The organism is Streptococcus sp. HMSC062D07 (genome assembly GCF_001814215.1).
GTDB lineage: Bacteria > Bacillota > Bacilli > Lactobacillales > Streptococcaceae > Streptococcus > Streptococcus infantis_I.
In genome coordinates this window covers 245,360-260,986 of sequence record NZ_KV815334.1, presented here as the reverse complement: position 1 = coordinate 260,986, position 15,627 = coordinate 245,360, and the positions used below count along the sequence as shown (strand labels likewise).

The 15,627-nt window shown below is 39.8% G+C and carries 14 protein-coding genes and 1 pseudogene; 3 read left to right on the top strand and 12 right to left on the bottom strand.

Features of this window, described 5'->3' with window-relative positions:
- The first annotated feature begins 138 nt into the window (after positions 1-138).
- Positions 139-366, top strand: a complete 228-nt coding sequence (locus HMPREF2957_RS08050; protein ID WP_070678830.1) for a hypothetical protein — start codon at positions 139-141, stop codon at positions 364-366.
- 225 nt (positions 367-591) lie between these two features.
- The gene (gene xerC, locus HMPREF2957_RS08045) at positions 592-1,812 is read left to right on the top strand and encodes a site-specific integrase (protein WP_070678827.1); all 1,221 of its coding nucleotides are present in this window, start codon (positions 592-594) and stop codon (positions 1,810-1,812) included.
- A gap of 109 nt (positions 1,813-1,921) precedes the next feature.
- On the opposite strand, the gene rpsI is transcribed toward xerC, so the two are convergent.
- The 7 genes from rpsI to pbp2b form a co-directional block, all read right to left on the bottom strand.
- On the bottom strand, positions 1,922-2,314 hold the full coding sequence (gene rpsI / locus HMPREF2957_RS08040; protein ID WP_000075969.1) for a 30S ribosomal protein S9: 393 nt from the start codon (positions 2,312-2,314) through the stop codon (positions 1,922-1,924).
- Between the two features lie 18 nt (positions 2,315-2,332).
- The gene (gene rplM / locus HMPREF2957_RS08035) at positions 2,333-2,779 is read right to left on the bottom strand and encodes a 50S ribosomal protein L13 (protein WP_001044624.1); all 447 of its coding nucleotides are present in this window, start codon (positions 2,777-2,779) and stop codon (positions 2,333-2,335) included.
- 158 nt (positions 2,780-2,937) lie between these two features.
- Complete coding sequence (locus HMPREF2957_RS08030; protein WP_070678824.1) at positions 2,938-3,645, bottom strand: YwaF family protein; 708 nt, start codon at positions 3,643-3,645, stop codon at positions 2,938-2,940.
- 146 nt (positions 3,646-3,791) lie between these two features.
- A complete protein-coding gene (gene murF / locus HMPREF2957_RS08025) occupies positions 3,792-5,159 on the bottom strand; it encodes a UDP-N-acetylmuramoyl-tripeptide--D-alanyl-D-alanine ligase (RefSeq protein ID WP_070678821.1) in 1,368 nt (455 codons plus the stop codon).
- A 53-nt stretch (positions 5,160-5,212) separates the two neighbouring features.
- Complete coding sequence (locus HMPREF2957_RS08020; RefSeq protein ID WP_070678819.1) at positions 5,213-6,256, bottom strand: D-alanine--D-alanine ligase; 1,044 nt, start codon at positions 6,254-6,256, stop codon at positions 5,213-5,215.
- 166 nt (positions 6,257-6,422) lie between these two features.
- Positions 6,423-7,019 (bottom strand): recombination mediator RecR, encoded by a 597-nt coding sequence (recR, locus tag HMPREF2957_RS08015; RefSeq protein WP_049496176.1) that lies wholly within the window; start codon positions 7,017-7,019, stop codon positions 6,423-6,425.
- A 10-nt stretch (positions 7,020-7,029) separates the two neighbouring features.
- Positions 7,030-9,087, bottom strand: coding sequence for a penicillin-binding protein PBP2B (gene pbp2b, locus HMPREF2957_RS08010; protein ID WP_148131995.1), 2,058 nt, complete (start codon positions 9,085-9,087; stop codon positions 7,030-7,032).
- A 181-nt stretch (positions 9,088-9,268) separates the two neighbouring features.
- Here pbp2b and HMPREF2957_RS08005 point away from each other — a divergent pair, with 181 nt between their 5' ends.
- Complete coding sequence (locus tag HMPREF2957_RS08005; RefSeq protein WP_070678816.1) at positions 9,269-10,120, top strand: MurR/RpiR family transcriptional regulator; 852 nt, start codon at positions 9,269-9,271, stop codon at positions 10,118-10,120.
- A gap of 87 nt (positions 10,121-10,207) precedes the next feature.
- Here HMPREF2957_RS08005 and HMPREF2957_RS08000 read toward each other — a convergent pair.
- The 5 genes and pseudogenes from HMPREF2957_RS08000 to HMPREF2957_RS07980 all read right to left on the bottom strand — a co-directional run.
- A pseudogene (locus tag HMPREF2957_RS08000) lies at positions 10,208-12,328 on the bottom strand (alpha-L-fucosidase); the annotation flags it as partial.
- Positions 12,329-12,522: 194 nt separating this feature from the next.
- On the bottom strand, positions 12,523-13,407 hold the full coding sequence (locus tag HMPREF2957_RS07995) for an ROK family protein (protein ID WP_070678810.1): 885 nt from the start codon (positions 13,405-13,407) through the stop codon (positions 12,523-12,525).
- A gap of 15 nt (positions 13,408-13,422) precedes the next feature.
- Positions 13,423-14,340 carry a dihydrodipicolinate synthase family protein gene (locus HMPREF2957_RS07990; protein WP_006149428.1) on the bottom strand — a complete coding sequence of 306 codons (918 nt, stop codon included), beginning with the start codon at positions 14,338-14,340 and terminating at the stop codon, positions 13,423-13,425.
- Between the two features lie 163 nt (positions 14,341-14,503).
- Positions 14,504-15,154 carry a YesL family protein gene (locus tag HMPREF2957_RS07985; protein WP_070678806.1) on the bottom strand — a complete coding sequence of 217 codons (651 nt, stop codon included), beginning with the start codon at positions 15,152-15,154 and terminating at the stop codon, positions 14,504-14,506.
- A gap of 19 nt (positions 15,155-15,173) precedes the next feature.
- Complete coding sequence (locus HMPREF2957_RS07980; RefSeq protein ID WP_006155741.1) at positions 15,174-15,626, bottom strand: NanQ anomerase/TabA/YiaL family protein; 453 nt, start codon at positions 15,624-15,626, stop codon at positions 15,174-15,176.
- Position 15,627 lies beyond the last annotated feature (1 nt).

The following is a 15,627-nucleotide window of genomic DNA, read 5'->3' as shown; positions in this document are numbered from 1 at the left end:
TTTTATCAATGGTTTAGATCTAGTTAAGTCGATTGTACATAAACTTTTAGTTTTCCTATAAAAACCGAACTTTGTATCAAAATTGTCTCTCCTGCTACTAGTAACGGAATTGATATTTGGATTTATTTAGCAAATAATTTGAAAGATGCAGATAAAACTTTGTTAGAGGACTATTTTTCAGGAGTTTTATCAAAGTATACAGCTGAATTTGCTTTAGATATCCTCATCATAAAACAAAATGCAGGAGCTGGATGGATAGCTACTTTTGATATTAAGCCTGTTGCGGAAGCGACCTACAATCGAATGGCTCGAGCTTCTGAAGTAACCAATGAAGATAGGTATGATGAAGATATAGATATATGGTAGACAGTAAACCTTTACTTAAACGTGGGGGTGGAAAGATAGGATGGTCTATCCCAAGCCTCACCATAAATTTTTTAGTTCTAGGTAATGTTGGAAGTGGCAAAGGAAAAACAGTCCGATTTGATAAAACTGAGCTCAATCGCTGGTTGCAAAATCAATAGCATTTTTACCGTAGTTTGTTATAATGAAGCTACGGTATTTTCTAGCTCAATTCAAAAGGAGAATACTATGTCAATTACAAAAACCAAAAATGAAACTTATCGCTTACGGATTTATATTCCTGAAGAAGTAAAAGCTTCTCTTGGAATTGATAAAAAAGTGATTGAAAAACGTTTCAAGCTAAGGAGTGAGGCTAAAAAATATGAACTCGAACTACAAAATAAAATAGATAAAATTCTGAGCGGCGATTCTACTTCACAACTTGAAAGAACTGGTTCTATCCAATTCAAAGAGTTTTATCATCAAGTATGGTGGGAATCCTACAAAGCAGGGCAAACAACTTCAACCTTAAAACCACCCTCACAAGCTACTATTGACGGTACAGAAATTGTCTTTAGAAAGCACATTCTACCCATGCTAGGGAATTACTCGATTGACTTTCTTAACCAAAATAAGCAGGTTATTTTAAACCTTCTCACTCAAAAGGCAGAAGAATATGCCAACTTCAAAGTCATCAGAAGTTACGTTAATTCTATCTTTGACTGGGCAGAAGAATTGGAATACATCGAAACTAATCGTATTTCAAAAACTATTAGACGAATCAAAGCAACTAAGAAAATCAAGTTACAAGAAGCTAAAAACGATGAAGATTTATACCTATCACAATTAGAGCTTCAAGCATGGTTTACAGCTTTTGAAGAAGACTTAAAAAACGATAAGATCTTATTCAAAGATTATGTGCTGTTTTACACAACATTTTTCTTAGGAGATAGAAAGTCTGAAAGCTACGCTCTTCAATGGAAACACATTGATATCAACAAACAAGAAATTCAGTTAATACAAGCCCTAGATAAATACAAAAATCCAAAATCTACCAAAGGAAACAAGAAAACAACTTTCCAAATCCCAACTGAACTAGCTGACCTGCTTCAATCTTGGAAAAAACAACAAAAATCAGAATTAGCTAAATTTGGTATTATCCAATCTGACGAACAATATGTATTTACTTATGTTGACATGAAAGGCAATGTAAACAGCCCCTTACACGCTGATTATCTCAATAACAAAATGAAGTCAGTCAAACGCCGTCACAAGGAGCTGACACATGCTACACCACACAAATTACGCCACACCGGAGCAACTTTAGCTAAACAAGCAGGAACATCACTTGAAGCTATTTCAGAGGCTTTAACGCATAGCGACACTTTTACAACTAAGACCTATGTCAATACTTCAAATGTTGTTCCAATGGCAGTTGGTGAAATTGCCTACCGCAATCTTAAAAAGTAATGGTGTGAATTTGGTGTGAAAAGTGGTGTGAATTTTGCTAAAAATCAGTAAAAAAACACCCCATGGTGTGAACCATGAAGTGTTGTAAATGCTGTATTGTAGCTGGTTCTTAACGTTTTGAGAACTGGCTAGCTTTACGAGCTTTCTTAAGACCTGGTTTCTTACGCTCAACTTTACGTGAGTCACGTGTAAGAAGTCCTGCGCGTTTCAATGAATCGCGGAAGTCTGGGTCTACTTGAAGAAGGGCACGAGCGATACCGTGACGGATAGCTCCTGCTTGACCAGCGTAACCACCACCTACAACGTTAACGAAAACGTCGTATGAACCTACAGTTGAAGTAACTGCGAATGGTTGGTTGATGACCAAACGAAGGTCAGCGTGTGGGATGTACTCTTCAACATCTTTTTTGTTAACAGTGATTTTACCAGTTCCTGGAACAAGGCGAACGCGTGCAACAGCGTTTTTACGACGTCCAGTACCTGCATATTGTGCTTGTGACATACTTTATTGTTCCTTTCCTTAGATAAGTCCTGAAATATCAAGAACTTCTGGTTGTTGTGCAGCGTGAGTGTGCTCAGCTCCAACGAATACTTTCAATTTCATACCTTGAGCGCGGCCAAGAGTATTGTGTGGAAGCATACCTTTAACTGATTTCTCGATCAAACGAACTGCATTTTTAGAACGAAGTTCACCAGCAGAGATTTGTTTCAATCCACCTGGGTGGTTTGAGTGAGTGTAGTAGATCTTATCAGTTGCTTTTTTACCAGTCAATTTAACTTTTTCAGCATTGATAACGATTACGAAGTCACCTGTGTCAGTGTGAGGTGTGAATGTTGGTTTGTTTTTTCCGCGAAGCACGCTTGCAACAACTGCTGAAAGGCGTCCAAGAGGTACATCAGTTGCGTCAACAACGTACCATTTGCGTTCTACTTGGCCTGGTTTAGCCATGAATGTAGTTTTGTTCATGATTTCTCCTATATGAATGTCGTTTTTGTTTACAGGGCGGATGTTCCGGTCCGCAGGGTATTTGAAAGGTTCCGGGGCCTTACAAATGGGGTAAACAATACCGCCTACTATTGTATCAAAATTCTCAGATAAAAGTCAAGCGGTTGGGAAAATATTTTTTATTTCTGCCAGATTTTCAATCTTCTTTCTTCCTTCTCCTGAGTGATGACTTGAAAACCTTTAGAGAAGAGGAAAATAGCACAAGTCAAAAATAGAGTGACAATGATGTAATTAACCACAAGACCATGGTCTCCAACCAATGGTGGTTTTGTCATAAAACCGTAATCTCCACCCGTCAATAAATTGACTATAAAAATCAAACCATTAAGTAAAGAGGTCAGTATAAGAATACCTTTGAAATCCAAGAGACGAGAATCGTAGTTATTTAAAAGATAAATCAAGGAATTTCCAAGAAGAGCTAAATGTCCGAAAATAAAGGACAGAATAACAATGTGCGGGAAAGAGTAAGCGTCTGGGATTGGATAAACAAAGGCTGCAATCGTCCCGAAGGTTCCAAGCAAAGCAAAATATTGTTTGGTTTTTGAAATACCTGGAAGCAAGAGAACTACAAACATGGCTAATCGGCAATGATAAAAAGGCAAGCTTTCTGACAGCGGGAACTGATTGATCCAATACCAGCTGTAAAGCGAGATTAACTGAATTGCCTGCATAATCTGGAAGAATCGTTGACAAACCTTATTATCACGATAGCGATAAGCAAGATAAATTGTCAAAAACAGTAAGGCAAACGTGCTTGCGTACCAAGTAAATCCAAATTGGGGTGGCTCCGTCGGCTGGGTTGTAAATAAAGCATCCCAAACATTCATATAATTTTCCTCATTTTCATATAAGCCACCTCTTACTTATCTCCATAGAGCCTAGCTTACATTTATTTCTTATATTTTTGTGTCCCAAAGAAGCTGATTCTTCGAGACAAATTAACTCTTAAAAATTTTTTCTTAATAGAAGACCATTAGTCTTCTTGCAATCTTTCTACTAGCTTAGCTAGGTTCATAGAGTTGGAACCTTTAAGTAGAATTTGGTCATTTGCACCAAGAATTTCCTTGACCCGCTTAAGCATAGCTTCAAACTGGTCTTCATCAGCTGTTTTCTTGAAGTAATAAACATGGCCGATTGGGAACATTTGACTGGCTAGTTGAGCCAAATCAGCAATGTCTTCGCCGTAGAAAATAACGGTATCAAGGACATCGGGTGTAATGCTCAAAATCATCTGATTGTGGAGTTGAACAGACTGTTCTCCAAGTTCCTTCATATCCGCCAGAACTGCGATTTTCTTACCACCTTCATTAGCTGGAATAGCAGAGAAAGTTTCTAAAATCAACTTCATAGCTGTTGGATTAGCATTGTAAACATCTGACAGGATATCTGCTCCATTGGCAGCTTTTTTCCACTCAGTACGATTGCGGGTCAATTCTAGATCCTGGAAAGCTTGACCAATCTGCTCCTCAGTCACTCCTTCTTGCAGGGCAACATAAGAAGCAATCATGGCATTAGTCGCATTGTACTTACCTGTTACTGGCAAGTCAAGAGCCTGCTCCAAGAAATTAGCCTTGAAGGTTAAGCTATCCTTACGCTCAATCAATTCTGTAATTTCGAGTTCTGCACCCGGACCAAAACGAACTACTTTTTGGTCAGCAGGTAGATAATCCTCTACAATGGGATCAGCTGGCGCCAAGAGCAAGCTACCTTTCTCCATACCATCAGCAATCTGTAATTTACCTTTGGCAATCTCAGAACGATCCTTGAAGAAGGCCAAATGAGCCTCTCCGACCAGAGTCACAATAGCTGTTTTCGGATGAGCCAGTTCAGACAAAAGATGAATATCTCCCAAGTGATCCTGCCCCATCTCCAAGACCAATTTCTCAGTGTCATCTGGCATATGAAGAACTGTATAGGGTAAGCCAATCTCGTTATTGTAATTTCCTTGCGTTTTGTAGGTTTTGTAGCTTGTAGAAAGTAAATGAGCCAACATATCCTTGGTCGTTGTCTTCCCATTTGAACCTGTAACAGCAAAGACATCTACACCTGTTTTTTGAAGGTAATAGGCTGCAAGAGCTTGAAAGGCTGTCAAAACATCCTCTACTAAAATATAAGGATAACCTGCTACTTCTTTCTCTGACAAGGTTACAGCAGCGCCGTTTTCAAAAGCCGTCTCGATAAAGTCATGACCATCACGCGCCCCCTTGAGTGGCACAAATAGATCACCAGGCCCAATCAAACGACTATCAAACTCTGCCTTAACTAGTGGGCTGTCCGCATAGCTTGTCACATCATTTTTTGCACTGACAACACGCGCAACTTCGTGAATCGTAAGTTTCATGTTTACTCCTTTAAAAAGGGGCAGGGAGTCTTGCCCCGCCCTTATAGCTATCTTTACAATAGGTGCGCTTCACGCTTGTTAAAGCTCTCTTTAGCAAGCTCAACCAGACGCTCGATTAGTTCTGGATAGCTAATCCCCATATTGTCCCAGAGCAAGGGATACATAGACCATTGGGTAAATCCTGGCATGGTATTGAGCTCATTTAGGAAAACTTCTCCCTTATCTGTATAGAAGAAGTCACAACGAGACAATCCAAGTCCACCGATAGCACGGAAGGCAGCTTCTGCATTTTTACGCATGACTGCTACTACATCATCACTAATCTTGGCTGGAATATCCATCGTAATCTTGTTATCGATGTATTTTGCTTCGTAGTCATAGAAGGCTACGTCCTTGACAACTTCACCAGGCAGAGTGCTCTTGACATCATAGTTTCCTAAAAGCCCAACTTCGATTTCACGCGCATTGACGCCTTGCTCTACCAAGACACGACTATCATATTTAAAGGCGAGTTCAAGAGCTTGATGGAGTTCCTCTTTATTTTCAGACTTAGAAATACCAACACTAGAACCCATATTAGATGGTTTGGTAAAGACTGGATACCTTAATTTTTCTTCAACTTCTGCGATCTTAGAAGCTAAGTCGTCCCCTTCAACAATGGCTACGTAAGGGACTTGGGCAATCCCAGCAGATTCCAAGACACGTTTAGTCGTGATTTTGTCCATAGCAAGGCTTGAAGATAAGATGTTGCAACCGACATAAGGCATTTTCAAGACTTCTAGGAAACCTTGAACGGAACCGTCTTCTCCCATAGGTCCATGAAGAACTGGAAAAACAACTGCGCCTTCTTCGTAGATGGCACTTGGAGCAATTTTCTTGTCCCAATCAATCGTTTCATTGGTCATGAGACGTTCATCTTGGCCAGGAGTTTGGGTAAATTCTTGGGTTTTGATAAAATCACCAGACTGGCTGATAAAGAAAGTTTTGACTTCAAAACGGTCATAGTTAACCGCACGCATGACACTCTCAGCTGACAATACAGACACTTCACGCTCTGCACTGCGTCCACCATATAATAGAATAATTGTTTGTTTCATATGATTGTCCTATTTCTACTAGAATACTCGCTTTTTAGTATATCACATTTGTTTATTTTTTTAAACTTGAATAGCACAAAAGAGACTGGATTAAAAATAAATCCAGTCTCTTGATTTCTTATATATCGTATCTACTAGCTAATTGCCTGTTCTATATCCTTACAGACTAAAGTTCTGTACGATTTTCAATAGCTCTTAGGAGCGTTACTTCGTCCGCATATTCGATATCAGCTCCTACTGCTAGACCTCGTGCTAGACGAGTAACCTTAATCCCCGCGGGTTTGAGTAGCCGAGAGATATACATGGAGGTCGCCTCACCATCTGCTGTTGCATTGGTGGCTACGATGACCTCAGAAACTTCACCATCCATGAGGCGAGTCATGAGACTTTTCAGGTTGATGTCATCTGGGCTAATCCCATTCATAGGGGAAATCAAGCCGTGTAAAACATGGTAAAGTCCGTGGTATTCTTGGATGTTTTCCATAGCAGCAACATCTCTGCTATCCTCCAGAACCAGAATCGTAGACTGGTCACGGCTAGGATCAGTACAGATAGAACAAGGATCATCATCTGTCAAACGCCCACAAATAGAGCAATAGGTCAATTCTCGCTTAGCTGCAAGAAGATTTTTTGCAAATTCATTGACGTCATCATCCGGCATTCCAATAGTATAAAAGGCTAGACGGGTTGCTGTCTTAATCCCAATACCAGGAAGTTTGGAATAACTGTCAATCAACTTAGCAATAGGTGTTGGATAAAGCATGGCTTCCTTTCTAGTTCATTGGATGGTGTTGGTTATATAAATTGATAATGTCGCGAGCAATTGCTGGCCCAACATTTTTGGTTAAATTGGTATTATGAGGAAAGACTACTGCAACTGCAATTTGAGGATTTTCTGTTGGAGCATAGGCCACGGCATTGGTATTATTAGCTTCTTGACCACCAGCTACATAGCTTTCACCTGTACCGGTCTTACCACTGATAGAAACAGTGGCGCCATCTGAAAACGCCCGTCCTGTCGTAAGGGGACTAGTTCCATGCGATACTTGGTAAAATCCTTGGTGCAAGATTGCCATATCTGATTCAGAAATATTGACCTTGTTGATTTCCTTGGTATCTATTGCTTGGATTAATTCCCCAAGGCCACCCTTATCATTGTTGTCGTATATTCCCTCGACAATATGTGGAGCTAGACGAACACCATTGTTAGCAATAGTTGCAACGTACTGGGCTAATTGCATCGGTGTGTAGTTATCAAACTGGCCAAAAGCATTAGTAATGAAATTGGCAAAGTTATACTCTTTGGGAACAAATCCAGTAGATTCATCTGGTAGGTCAATCCCAGTCGCAGAACCCAAACCATATTCACCAAAGGTTGAACGCAATTTCCCCATAGCAGACTCTAGATTGCTGGTGCCGACAAACATATTGGGTTGATAGGTCTGGCCCATGATTCCAAGAGCGGTTTGAACCATGTAAGCATTGGATGAATACTCCAAGGCTTCCACAGCTGTAATAGGAAAAGATCCATATGCCAATTTATACCAAGAATAAATTGGAGCTGAACCTTGGAAAACAATAGGCTGATCTGTTAAGGTTTGGTTTCCTGATAAAACACCATTTTCCCAACCTGAGCTGATGGTAGCGGCCTTAACAACCGAACCTGGGACAAAGACATTGGTTACCGTTCCCAAGGAATCAGGAGTCAACTCTCCCGTTTTCAGGTCATGTTTGAGTCCTGACATAGACAAAACAGCACCTGTTTTGGGGTTAAGGGCGACTGCATACACACCCTCAGAATACTTGGCTCCACCATTTCCTAGCTCGGAATTGAAATAACTTTTCAGCAAAGCATCCACGCTATCTTGGAAGGCCAAATCAATGGTCAGCTTGATATTGTTTCCTTTACTACCTTCCTCAATTGTATCCACACTTTCCATGTTGCCATATTTGTCCAGATGGATTTCTTTTACCGAGCGTTTTCCTTGTAAGGTCTCTTCATATTGCTTTTCCAAATAGGAGGTTCCAACACGGTCATTTAGAGAATAGCCCTTTTTAAGATAGGCTTCTGCTTCTTCCGCTGGGAGACCGGCTTTTTCACTAGAAACAGTTCCGACAATAGATGAAAGAGAAGTTTCTAAGACCTTTCGATCCCATGAGGTAGAGATAGAAATACCTGGCAATTCCTTTGAAGCAGAAGCAATTACAGCTACCTGTGTTTCACTCAAAGGATCTGTTTGAATATTTCCTGTCGCAAAATTTTCTACTGCATTGAGCTGACTAAAGATATAGATTGCCTTCTTTTCATCCTCTGAATAGTTCAGCTGATCAGAAGTGATACTCTCAGCAGCATTATTATAAACTTGAGCTTCAGATAGTTGATTACCATCAGAATCAAAACGTTTATCTTTGGGAAGTGCTTCTACCGTTTTTTTATAGACAGCTGGATCTGCTAGATAATAATCAGCCATTTGACGTTCTGTCAAATCTGGCGAGGTAACTGTTACATACGTTAAGAGTTTAGTGGAAATATCCTTTAAATCTGCAGCCGTCATCTTATTGCTTCGTGTGAAAGCTACTACTTGTTTAACGGTATTTTCTACCAAGGGTTTTCCAGCTGCGTCATAGATTTCTCCACGAGCAGAACTCGTTGTTACCCTAGTCTGGCTAGCTGATGCTAGCTTAGCTTCATAAAAATCCTTGTTCAAAACTTGCATATAGAGCAAGCGACCAATGATGGTCATGAAAAGCAAAATAACGATTGCAAACAATAAATTAAGTCGAATCGGAATCGAATGGCTGTTGAATTTTCTCATACAAATCAGTCTCATTTCTAATCAAAATCTTACTCTTCATTGTACCACAATTTGAAGAGAAAATTATGGAAAAAGAAAAGACTTTTCCTTTTTATCCCAAAAACAAAGCAACTGTGGTATAATGAGAGTAAGCGCTATTTTATTTGTTAGCTTTTATTGACAAATAATGTTTAACAAATAACTACAAAGGAGTCCTATGAACAAGCCAGACATCTCTACGATTATTGATCTTCACTTTGAAGAAATGACCGATTTAGAGCAAGAGATTGCCCGCTATTTTTTGCAGGCTGATACCATTCGTGATGACTTGTCTTCTCAGCAGGTCACTCAAAAACTTCATATTTCTCAGGCGGCTCTCACTCGTTTTGCCAAAAAATGCGGCTTTACAGGCTATCGGGAATTTATTTTCAAATACCAACAACAAAAGGATACCCTTTCCGTTCCTCAACAGGATATGAATCCTCTGACTCAGAGAGTACTCAGAAGCTATGCAAACCTACGAGAAGTTTCTCAAGGATTGATTGACGATGAACAACTAGAACGTGTCGCTAAGATGATTGACCAATCAGAACGCGTGTATTTTTTTGGAACTGGAAGTTCTGGTTTAGTTGCACGTGAGATGAAGCTACGTTTTATGAGATTAGGTGTGGTCTGTGAAGCCTTAACTGATCCAGATGGTTTCGCCTGGACAACCAGTATCATCGATGAAAAATGTTTGGTCTTTGGCTTTTCCCTTTCAGGAACAACTCCATCTATCATCGATAGTTTATTAGATGCCCAGGATATGGGAGCTAAGACAGTTCTATTTACAAGTTCACCGAATAAGGATACTCAAGCATTTACAGAAACCATTTTGGTCGCAAGCCAAAACCAAGCATCTTATATTCAACGAATTTCTGCTCAGATTCCAATGCTGATTATCATTGATTTACTCTACGCTTATTTCCTAGAGATTGATCGTGAAAGTAAAGAAAAAATCTTTAATAGCTATTGGGAGAATAATAGACTGAATGGTTATCGTAGAAATCACAGAAAGGGAAAATCCTAAATTGATTTTAACAATTTAGGATTTTTTATCATTCAAAATTTTTTGCATAAAATCTCGATAGACATTTATCTATACTCGCTAATTTTTCTAAAATAATTCAGCTTTCATCACTCGTACAGTAGCTTCTGAAGCAAATCCAAGAAGAGCATTGTCAGAAACGCTGGTCATTTTCACCTTGAAGTCAAAGACTGAATCAGCTTGCTCTGTAAAGTCGATTGTTGGAATCGTGATTGTTTTCTCAGTTTCACCATCTTGGAAGGTTAAGTCAGCTGTTGTGTCCTTGTACACTTTACCATGAACCCCTGTTCCTGGCTCTGTTACAACATGGACTGTTGCTGTTCCTTTGCTACCACCAACACGCTTAATGGTTACAGTAACCGGTTGACCTTTTTGAACTTCATAGGTCGTTTCTTTCATCTCAAACATACCTTTACCAGCATTGTTGAGCGTGTAGATACCTTCCGTTGCAATAGCTTTACCAGTTTTGTTAACGAGTTTGATGGTATGTTCACCTGGAGCCAAGTCAGCTGTTTCATAGACCATCTGACTACGCTTGCGAGCTGCATTTTTGGTTTGGACATCTGCAACCTTTTGACCATCCACGTAAACGGACATTTCACCGTGGTTTGGATCAACTGTAGACACTACATATGCTTTTGTTCCAGTGAAACGGTAGGTTACGCAAGCATCTTTTTGGTTAGTCCATATAGATGTTCCGCGGACGCCTTCAGATTCATCATACCAAGTTGTATTGTCTTTATCAGCAATTGTATTTGAATGGTAATCTAGTCCTAGAGGGTAACCATCTGTCTTCTCGATACTGCTTGGTGTCTTATAAACAGAGAAGTTTGTCAAAATTGGAGTCGCTTGTGCACCAGTAATGGTTACACGAATCTTTTGTGCCTCTACTGGTTGACCTTGGATAAGACGACGATAGCCAACAGTCGAACCTTCACCGTATGGTACCCAACGTCCATTAAGTTCAACTTCAACCTTGAAGCCAGAGATACGTTGACCCTTAGCGATATCTTCTTTGAGTTCGACTACGTCAAAACGTCTCTTTTGTCCAAGATCGACAGTAAATTCACCTGTCTTAGCATCATTTGCTAGTGCCCAGTTCGTATCATCCTTACCATCTGTCAAATGACTTGCTTGATACAAGTGATTCTTACGAGTAGAACTTGCAGTTACAGTTGCACCCTTAGCGAAGTCAGTCGCATACATTTGATCCAAGGTTGCTCGGAATTCTTGCAAGCGAGCGACATCTGCTTCTGCGAATTTACCTTCTTTATTAGGTGGAATATTGAGGAGAAGTGGAGTTCCACGACCAACAGACTTGAAGTAGATATCCATCAAATCTTTGATTGATTTTGGCTGTTGATTGTCATGGTAGAACCAACCTGAACGGATAGAAACGTCTGCTTCACCAACTGAGTACATGTCTCCTTCTGGATCTCCATGGTTGAGATATTCATTCTTCACATCATCAGTGATTTTAGCTTTCCTGACCTTATGCCAAACCGGATCTCCGGCGATACCACGTTCATTACCGATCCAACGGACACTTGTCGGTTGAGCAGAGAAGATAGCGATATCTCCTTCAGTTTCCTTGATGTACTTGAACCACTCATCAAAGGTATAAGTTACTTTTTGAGCTCCGCTACCACGCGCACCGTCCATCCAAACTTCGATAAACTTACCTTTGTTTCCGTATTTAGGATTGCCAAGGATTTCCTTGAGTTGGTTGAGGTAGTATTCGTTGTACTCTTTCTCAGTTGCAACACGATATTTAGGATGGTTGGCATCCCATGGTGATAGGTAAACACCCATATTCATGTCATACTTAGTCGCTGATTTAGAGATCTCTTCGAGAAGGTCTCCCTTACCATCTTTCCACGGACTTGCAGCCACCGTATGGTCTGTATATTTAGATGGATAAATCACAAATCCGTCATGGTGTTTTACAACCATAATGGTTCGTTTGAATCCAGCATCCTTCAAAGTCTTAATCCACTGATCTGTATCAAGGTTAGTTGGATTGAAGTTTTGAGGATTTTCTTGACCATCCCCCCACTCAGAATCAGTATAGGTGTTCATACCATAGTGGATGAAGGCAGCCAATTCCTCCTTGTGATAATCCAATTGAGCCTTGCTCGGAAGTGGTTCAAAGGCCATAATTTCTGTTTCTTGATCCTCAGGGGAGCTTACTTTACTGTTATATTTTTCTTGTTGATTATAGGTCAATGATTGCTCTCCTTTAGTTCATATCTATTGGTATTACTGATATATATTTGAATTAACTTAAATATACTATATCGAAGTCAAAAATGCAAGATACCTTGCCAGCAGTAAGCAAGTTAGTATTTGCCTTTATTTAAAAATCCTAAATTGGCAAGGCCAATTTAGGATTGTTTTGTTTTGAAATGATAATAAGCACCGAGCATGCCAGCAGTATTCTGATGGTGGGCAAATTCAAGTCGAGTCTTGTCTGCCAAGCTTGGAACAAGTGAATCTTTCAAAGCCTTACGGATTTTTGGTTTCAAAATTGCTTCTTGCCCCATGATCCCACCACCAAGGATGACAACTTCTGGATTGGCAACATAACAAATATTTGCGAGACCCTTACCAAGGTATTCCACCATACGGTCAATCCCCTCCATACAGAGTTTATTGCCTTCGGTAGCTTCTTTGAAAATTCTACGACCGTTCCACTGTTCCACTTCATCTCCATGTGCGTCTGCTACATACTTAACAAGAGCTGTCGTAGATGCTAAATCCTGGAAAGCTCCATCCTGCATGTGCAGATAACCAACTTCACAGGCAGAATTACTAAAGCCATGAAAAACTTGGCCATCAATGATTAAGCAACCACCGATACCTGTTCCAATTGTCAAACAAAGGGTAATACTTGCACCCTTTCCTGAACCAGAGACAGCTTCAGCAAGACCTGCACAGTTAACATCATTTTCAATTTCACAAGGAATATTAAAGCTAGCTTCAATTTCCTTTTTAAATTGGGTTCCGGCATAATTTGGAATCTGTGGACCAGCGTAGAAAATCTCACCCTTATCAGGATCAACCATTCCCGCCGAGGAAATGGCTACACCTGACACTGGTCCTTTTTCCAGATAGCTAGCTACGATATCTTTTGTTTTCTGTAAGATGTGTGGACCACCCTTGTGAGCCTCAGTCGCTACTTCGTTAGACTCTACAAGTTGTCCCTCTTGGTCAATTAAACCGTATTTGATATTAGTTCCACCAATATCAATTGCAACGTAATTAGTCATAAAGCCTCCTATTGATTAGAGGAAACGCTCCTTAGTTTCACGAATCAATTGAGCAGCTGCTTCTACAACTGGACGATCTTCTTCGGTCACTGGTGTAAGTGGAGAACGAACTGATCCGATGTTAAGTCCTTCATTGATTTTCAAGACTTCTTTAATCACACAGTACATATTCCCATGGGCTGCAGTCAATTTACCGATGATAGCGTTGATTGCGTATTGCAATTCACGCGCTGTTTCTAGGTCCTTATCCGCAATCAATTGGTTAAGTTTCAAGAAGAGTTCTGGCATAGCACCATAAGTACCACCGATACCAGCTTTTGCTCCCATGAGACGTCCGCCTAGGAACTGCTCGTCTGGTCCGTTAAAGACGATATGGTCATCGCCACCAAGACTAACAAAAGTTTGGATATCTTGAACTGGCATTGAAGAGTTCTTAACACCGATAACACGTGGGTTTTTCAACATTTCTGTGTAAAGACTTGGAGTCAAAGCAACACCTGCCAATTGAGGAATGTTGTAGATAACATAGTCTGTATTTGGTGCTGCAGCACTGATGTCGTTCCAGTATTTAGCAACTGAGTACTCAGGCAAACGGAAGTAAATTGGTGGGATTGTTGCGATAGCATCTACTCCCAAACTTTCTGCATGACGAGCCAGTTCAATACTATCTTTGGTATTGTTACAAGCTACGTGAGCAATGATGGTCAATTTACCTTTGGCAACTGCCATAACTTCTTCTAAGATCAATTTACGATCTTCTACACTTTGGTAGATACACTCACCTGAAGAGCCATTAACGTAAAGTCCTTGAACACCTTTATCAATAAAGTATTGTACCAAGGCACGTGTACGTTCTGGGCTAACTTCGCCCGCATCATCATAACATGCGTAGAAGGCAGGAATGACACCTTCATATTTTTTTAAATCTGACATAGATTTCTCCTAAGATTTCTTTTTTCTGCTTTGAGCAGATGATTTTTTACTATTTTAGTATACACCTTGTAAAAAGCGCTTTCAATACATCTCAGCCACTTAGATTTTAATTTCTATTCATCTCCCATAGCTTTTCTTGTTTGAAAGTAGTTTCATGTCGTTTTCAATCTGCTTGATATTTAGCAAACAATTTTTCCATTAATCCAGCTTGGCAAAAGGCAAGAAGACCAAAGCCAAAGAGTAGAAATGCTGAACCACCAAGCACTAGAGTAAAGCCTGATAGATAGAGAAGCATAATAATTAATAAAATAATCGCAAGCATCAAGAAGAACCAAACGAAGTTAAAACTTACCAGAAGTAAGCCCTTTTGGAGCACTTCTTTCCAAGTCAAGTCATAGCGTGCAGCAATTGGATAGCTAGCCAACATAACTAGGGTTAAAAATATCAGAATTCCCAAGCAAATAGCTTTAATGAGCTGAAAGGCAACACCAGTTTGACTCCAAAATAGTGATAAATCAACCACACTGATCAAAAAGATTCCTAATTCCAGCAAACCTAACTGAAAACCTAATTTCAAATTTTGCTTGAAGGCTCTAATATAGATTTTGAAAACAGGAATACGACGGCTGCGCTTCACTTCAAAGATTGTCTGATAGAGACTGATTTTAGCTACTCCAATAGTCACAATAGGCAAACAAGACACAACAAAGAGTAGGTTAACCGTCACGATATCTAAAACTTTCTCGCAAAAACGCATCAGAAAGTTATCCGTATCGAATGCCGCTTTTATCAATCCAGATCCTTTATGTGCCATTGTTTCTCCTCCTAACTGACTAATCGATTAAAATTTTAAATAAATATTTGCGAACTTTATCTTCCATACCTGCATAACCGTTAGGTTGATGAGGTTCTCCTGGGAAGAAAACTGCAAAATTGTGATATCCCAACAAGAGTGGGTATTGTTCGTGACAATGAACAAAGCCAATATCGCTAGCTTCATCAAAGGCTACAGCCTCATCTTTGATGCGAGAACCGTAACTAGAATACTCATGTCCTTCAACTAACAAATGTAAGTCTGCATAGTTTTTATGATGCTCAAAGCGATCATTTTCTTCTTTGTTGAGAACATTTTCCTGCACAACTAAGAAGACCTTATCTCCATCAATATCGTATTTACCTAATTCAAAAGTATCTTTACGATGCTCATAGAGATAATCAATAGCCTTGTCCAGATTTGGATGAATTCCCTTGTAAAAGCTAATGTTTTTTAAATCATCAAAAATCATA

Excerpts from the sequence above, each read along its gene's own strand:
- HMPREF2957_RS08030 (WP_070678824.1), bottom strand. The coding sequence starts at position 3,645 with ATGAATGTTTGGGATGCTTTATTTACAACCCAGCCGACGGAGCCACCC.
- xerC (WP_070678827.1), top strand. The coding sequence starts at position 592 with ATGTCAATTACAAAAACCAAAAATGAAACTTATCGCTTACGGATTTAT.
- pbp2b (WP_148131995.1), bottom strand. The coding sequence starts at position 9,087 with ATGAGACTGATTTGTATGAGAAAATTCAACAGCCATTCGATTCCGATT.
- HMPREF2957_RS08020 (WP_070678819.1), bottom strand. The coding sequence starts at position 6,256 with ATGAAACAAACAATTATTCTATTATATGGTGGACGCAGTGCAGAGCGT.
- HMPREF2957_RS08005 (WP_070678816.1), top strand. The coding sequence starts at position 9,269 with ATGAACAAGCCAGACATCTCTACGATTATTGATCTTCACTTTGAAGAA.
- murF (WP_070678821.1), bottom strand. The coding sequence starts at position 5,159 with ATGAAACTTACGATTCACGAAGTTGCGCGTGTTGTCAGTGCAAAAAAT.
- HMPREF2957_RS07995 (WP_070678810.1), bottom strand. The coding sequence starts at position 13,407 with ATGACTAATTACGTTGCAATTGATATTGGTGGAACTAATATCAAATAC.
- recR (WP_049496176.1), bottom strand. The coding sequence starts at position 7,019 with ATGCTTTATCCAACACCTATTGCTAAGTTGATTGACAGTTATTCCAAA.
- HMPREF2957_RS07990 (WP_006149428.1), bottom strand. The coding sequence starts at position 14,340 with ATGTCAGATTTAAAAAAATATGAAGGTGTCATTCCTGCCTTCTACGCA.
- HMPREF2957_RS07985 (WP_070678806.1), bottom strand. The coding sequence starts at position 15,154 with ATGGCACATAAAGGATCTGGATTGATAAAAGCGGCATTCGATACGGAT.
- rpsI (WP_000075969.1), bottom strand. The coding sequence starts at position 2,314 with ATGTCACAAGCACAATATGCAGGTACTGGACGTCGTAAAAACGCTGTT.
- rplM (WP_001044624.1), bottom strand. The coding sequence starts at position 2,779 with ATGAACAAAACTACATTCATGGCTAAACCAGGCCAAGTAGAACGCAAA.
- HMPREF2957_RS07980 (WP_006155741.1), bottom strand. The coding sequence starts at position 15,626 with ATGATTTTTGATGATTTAAAAAACATTAGCTTTTACAAGGGAATTCAT.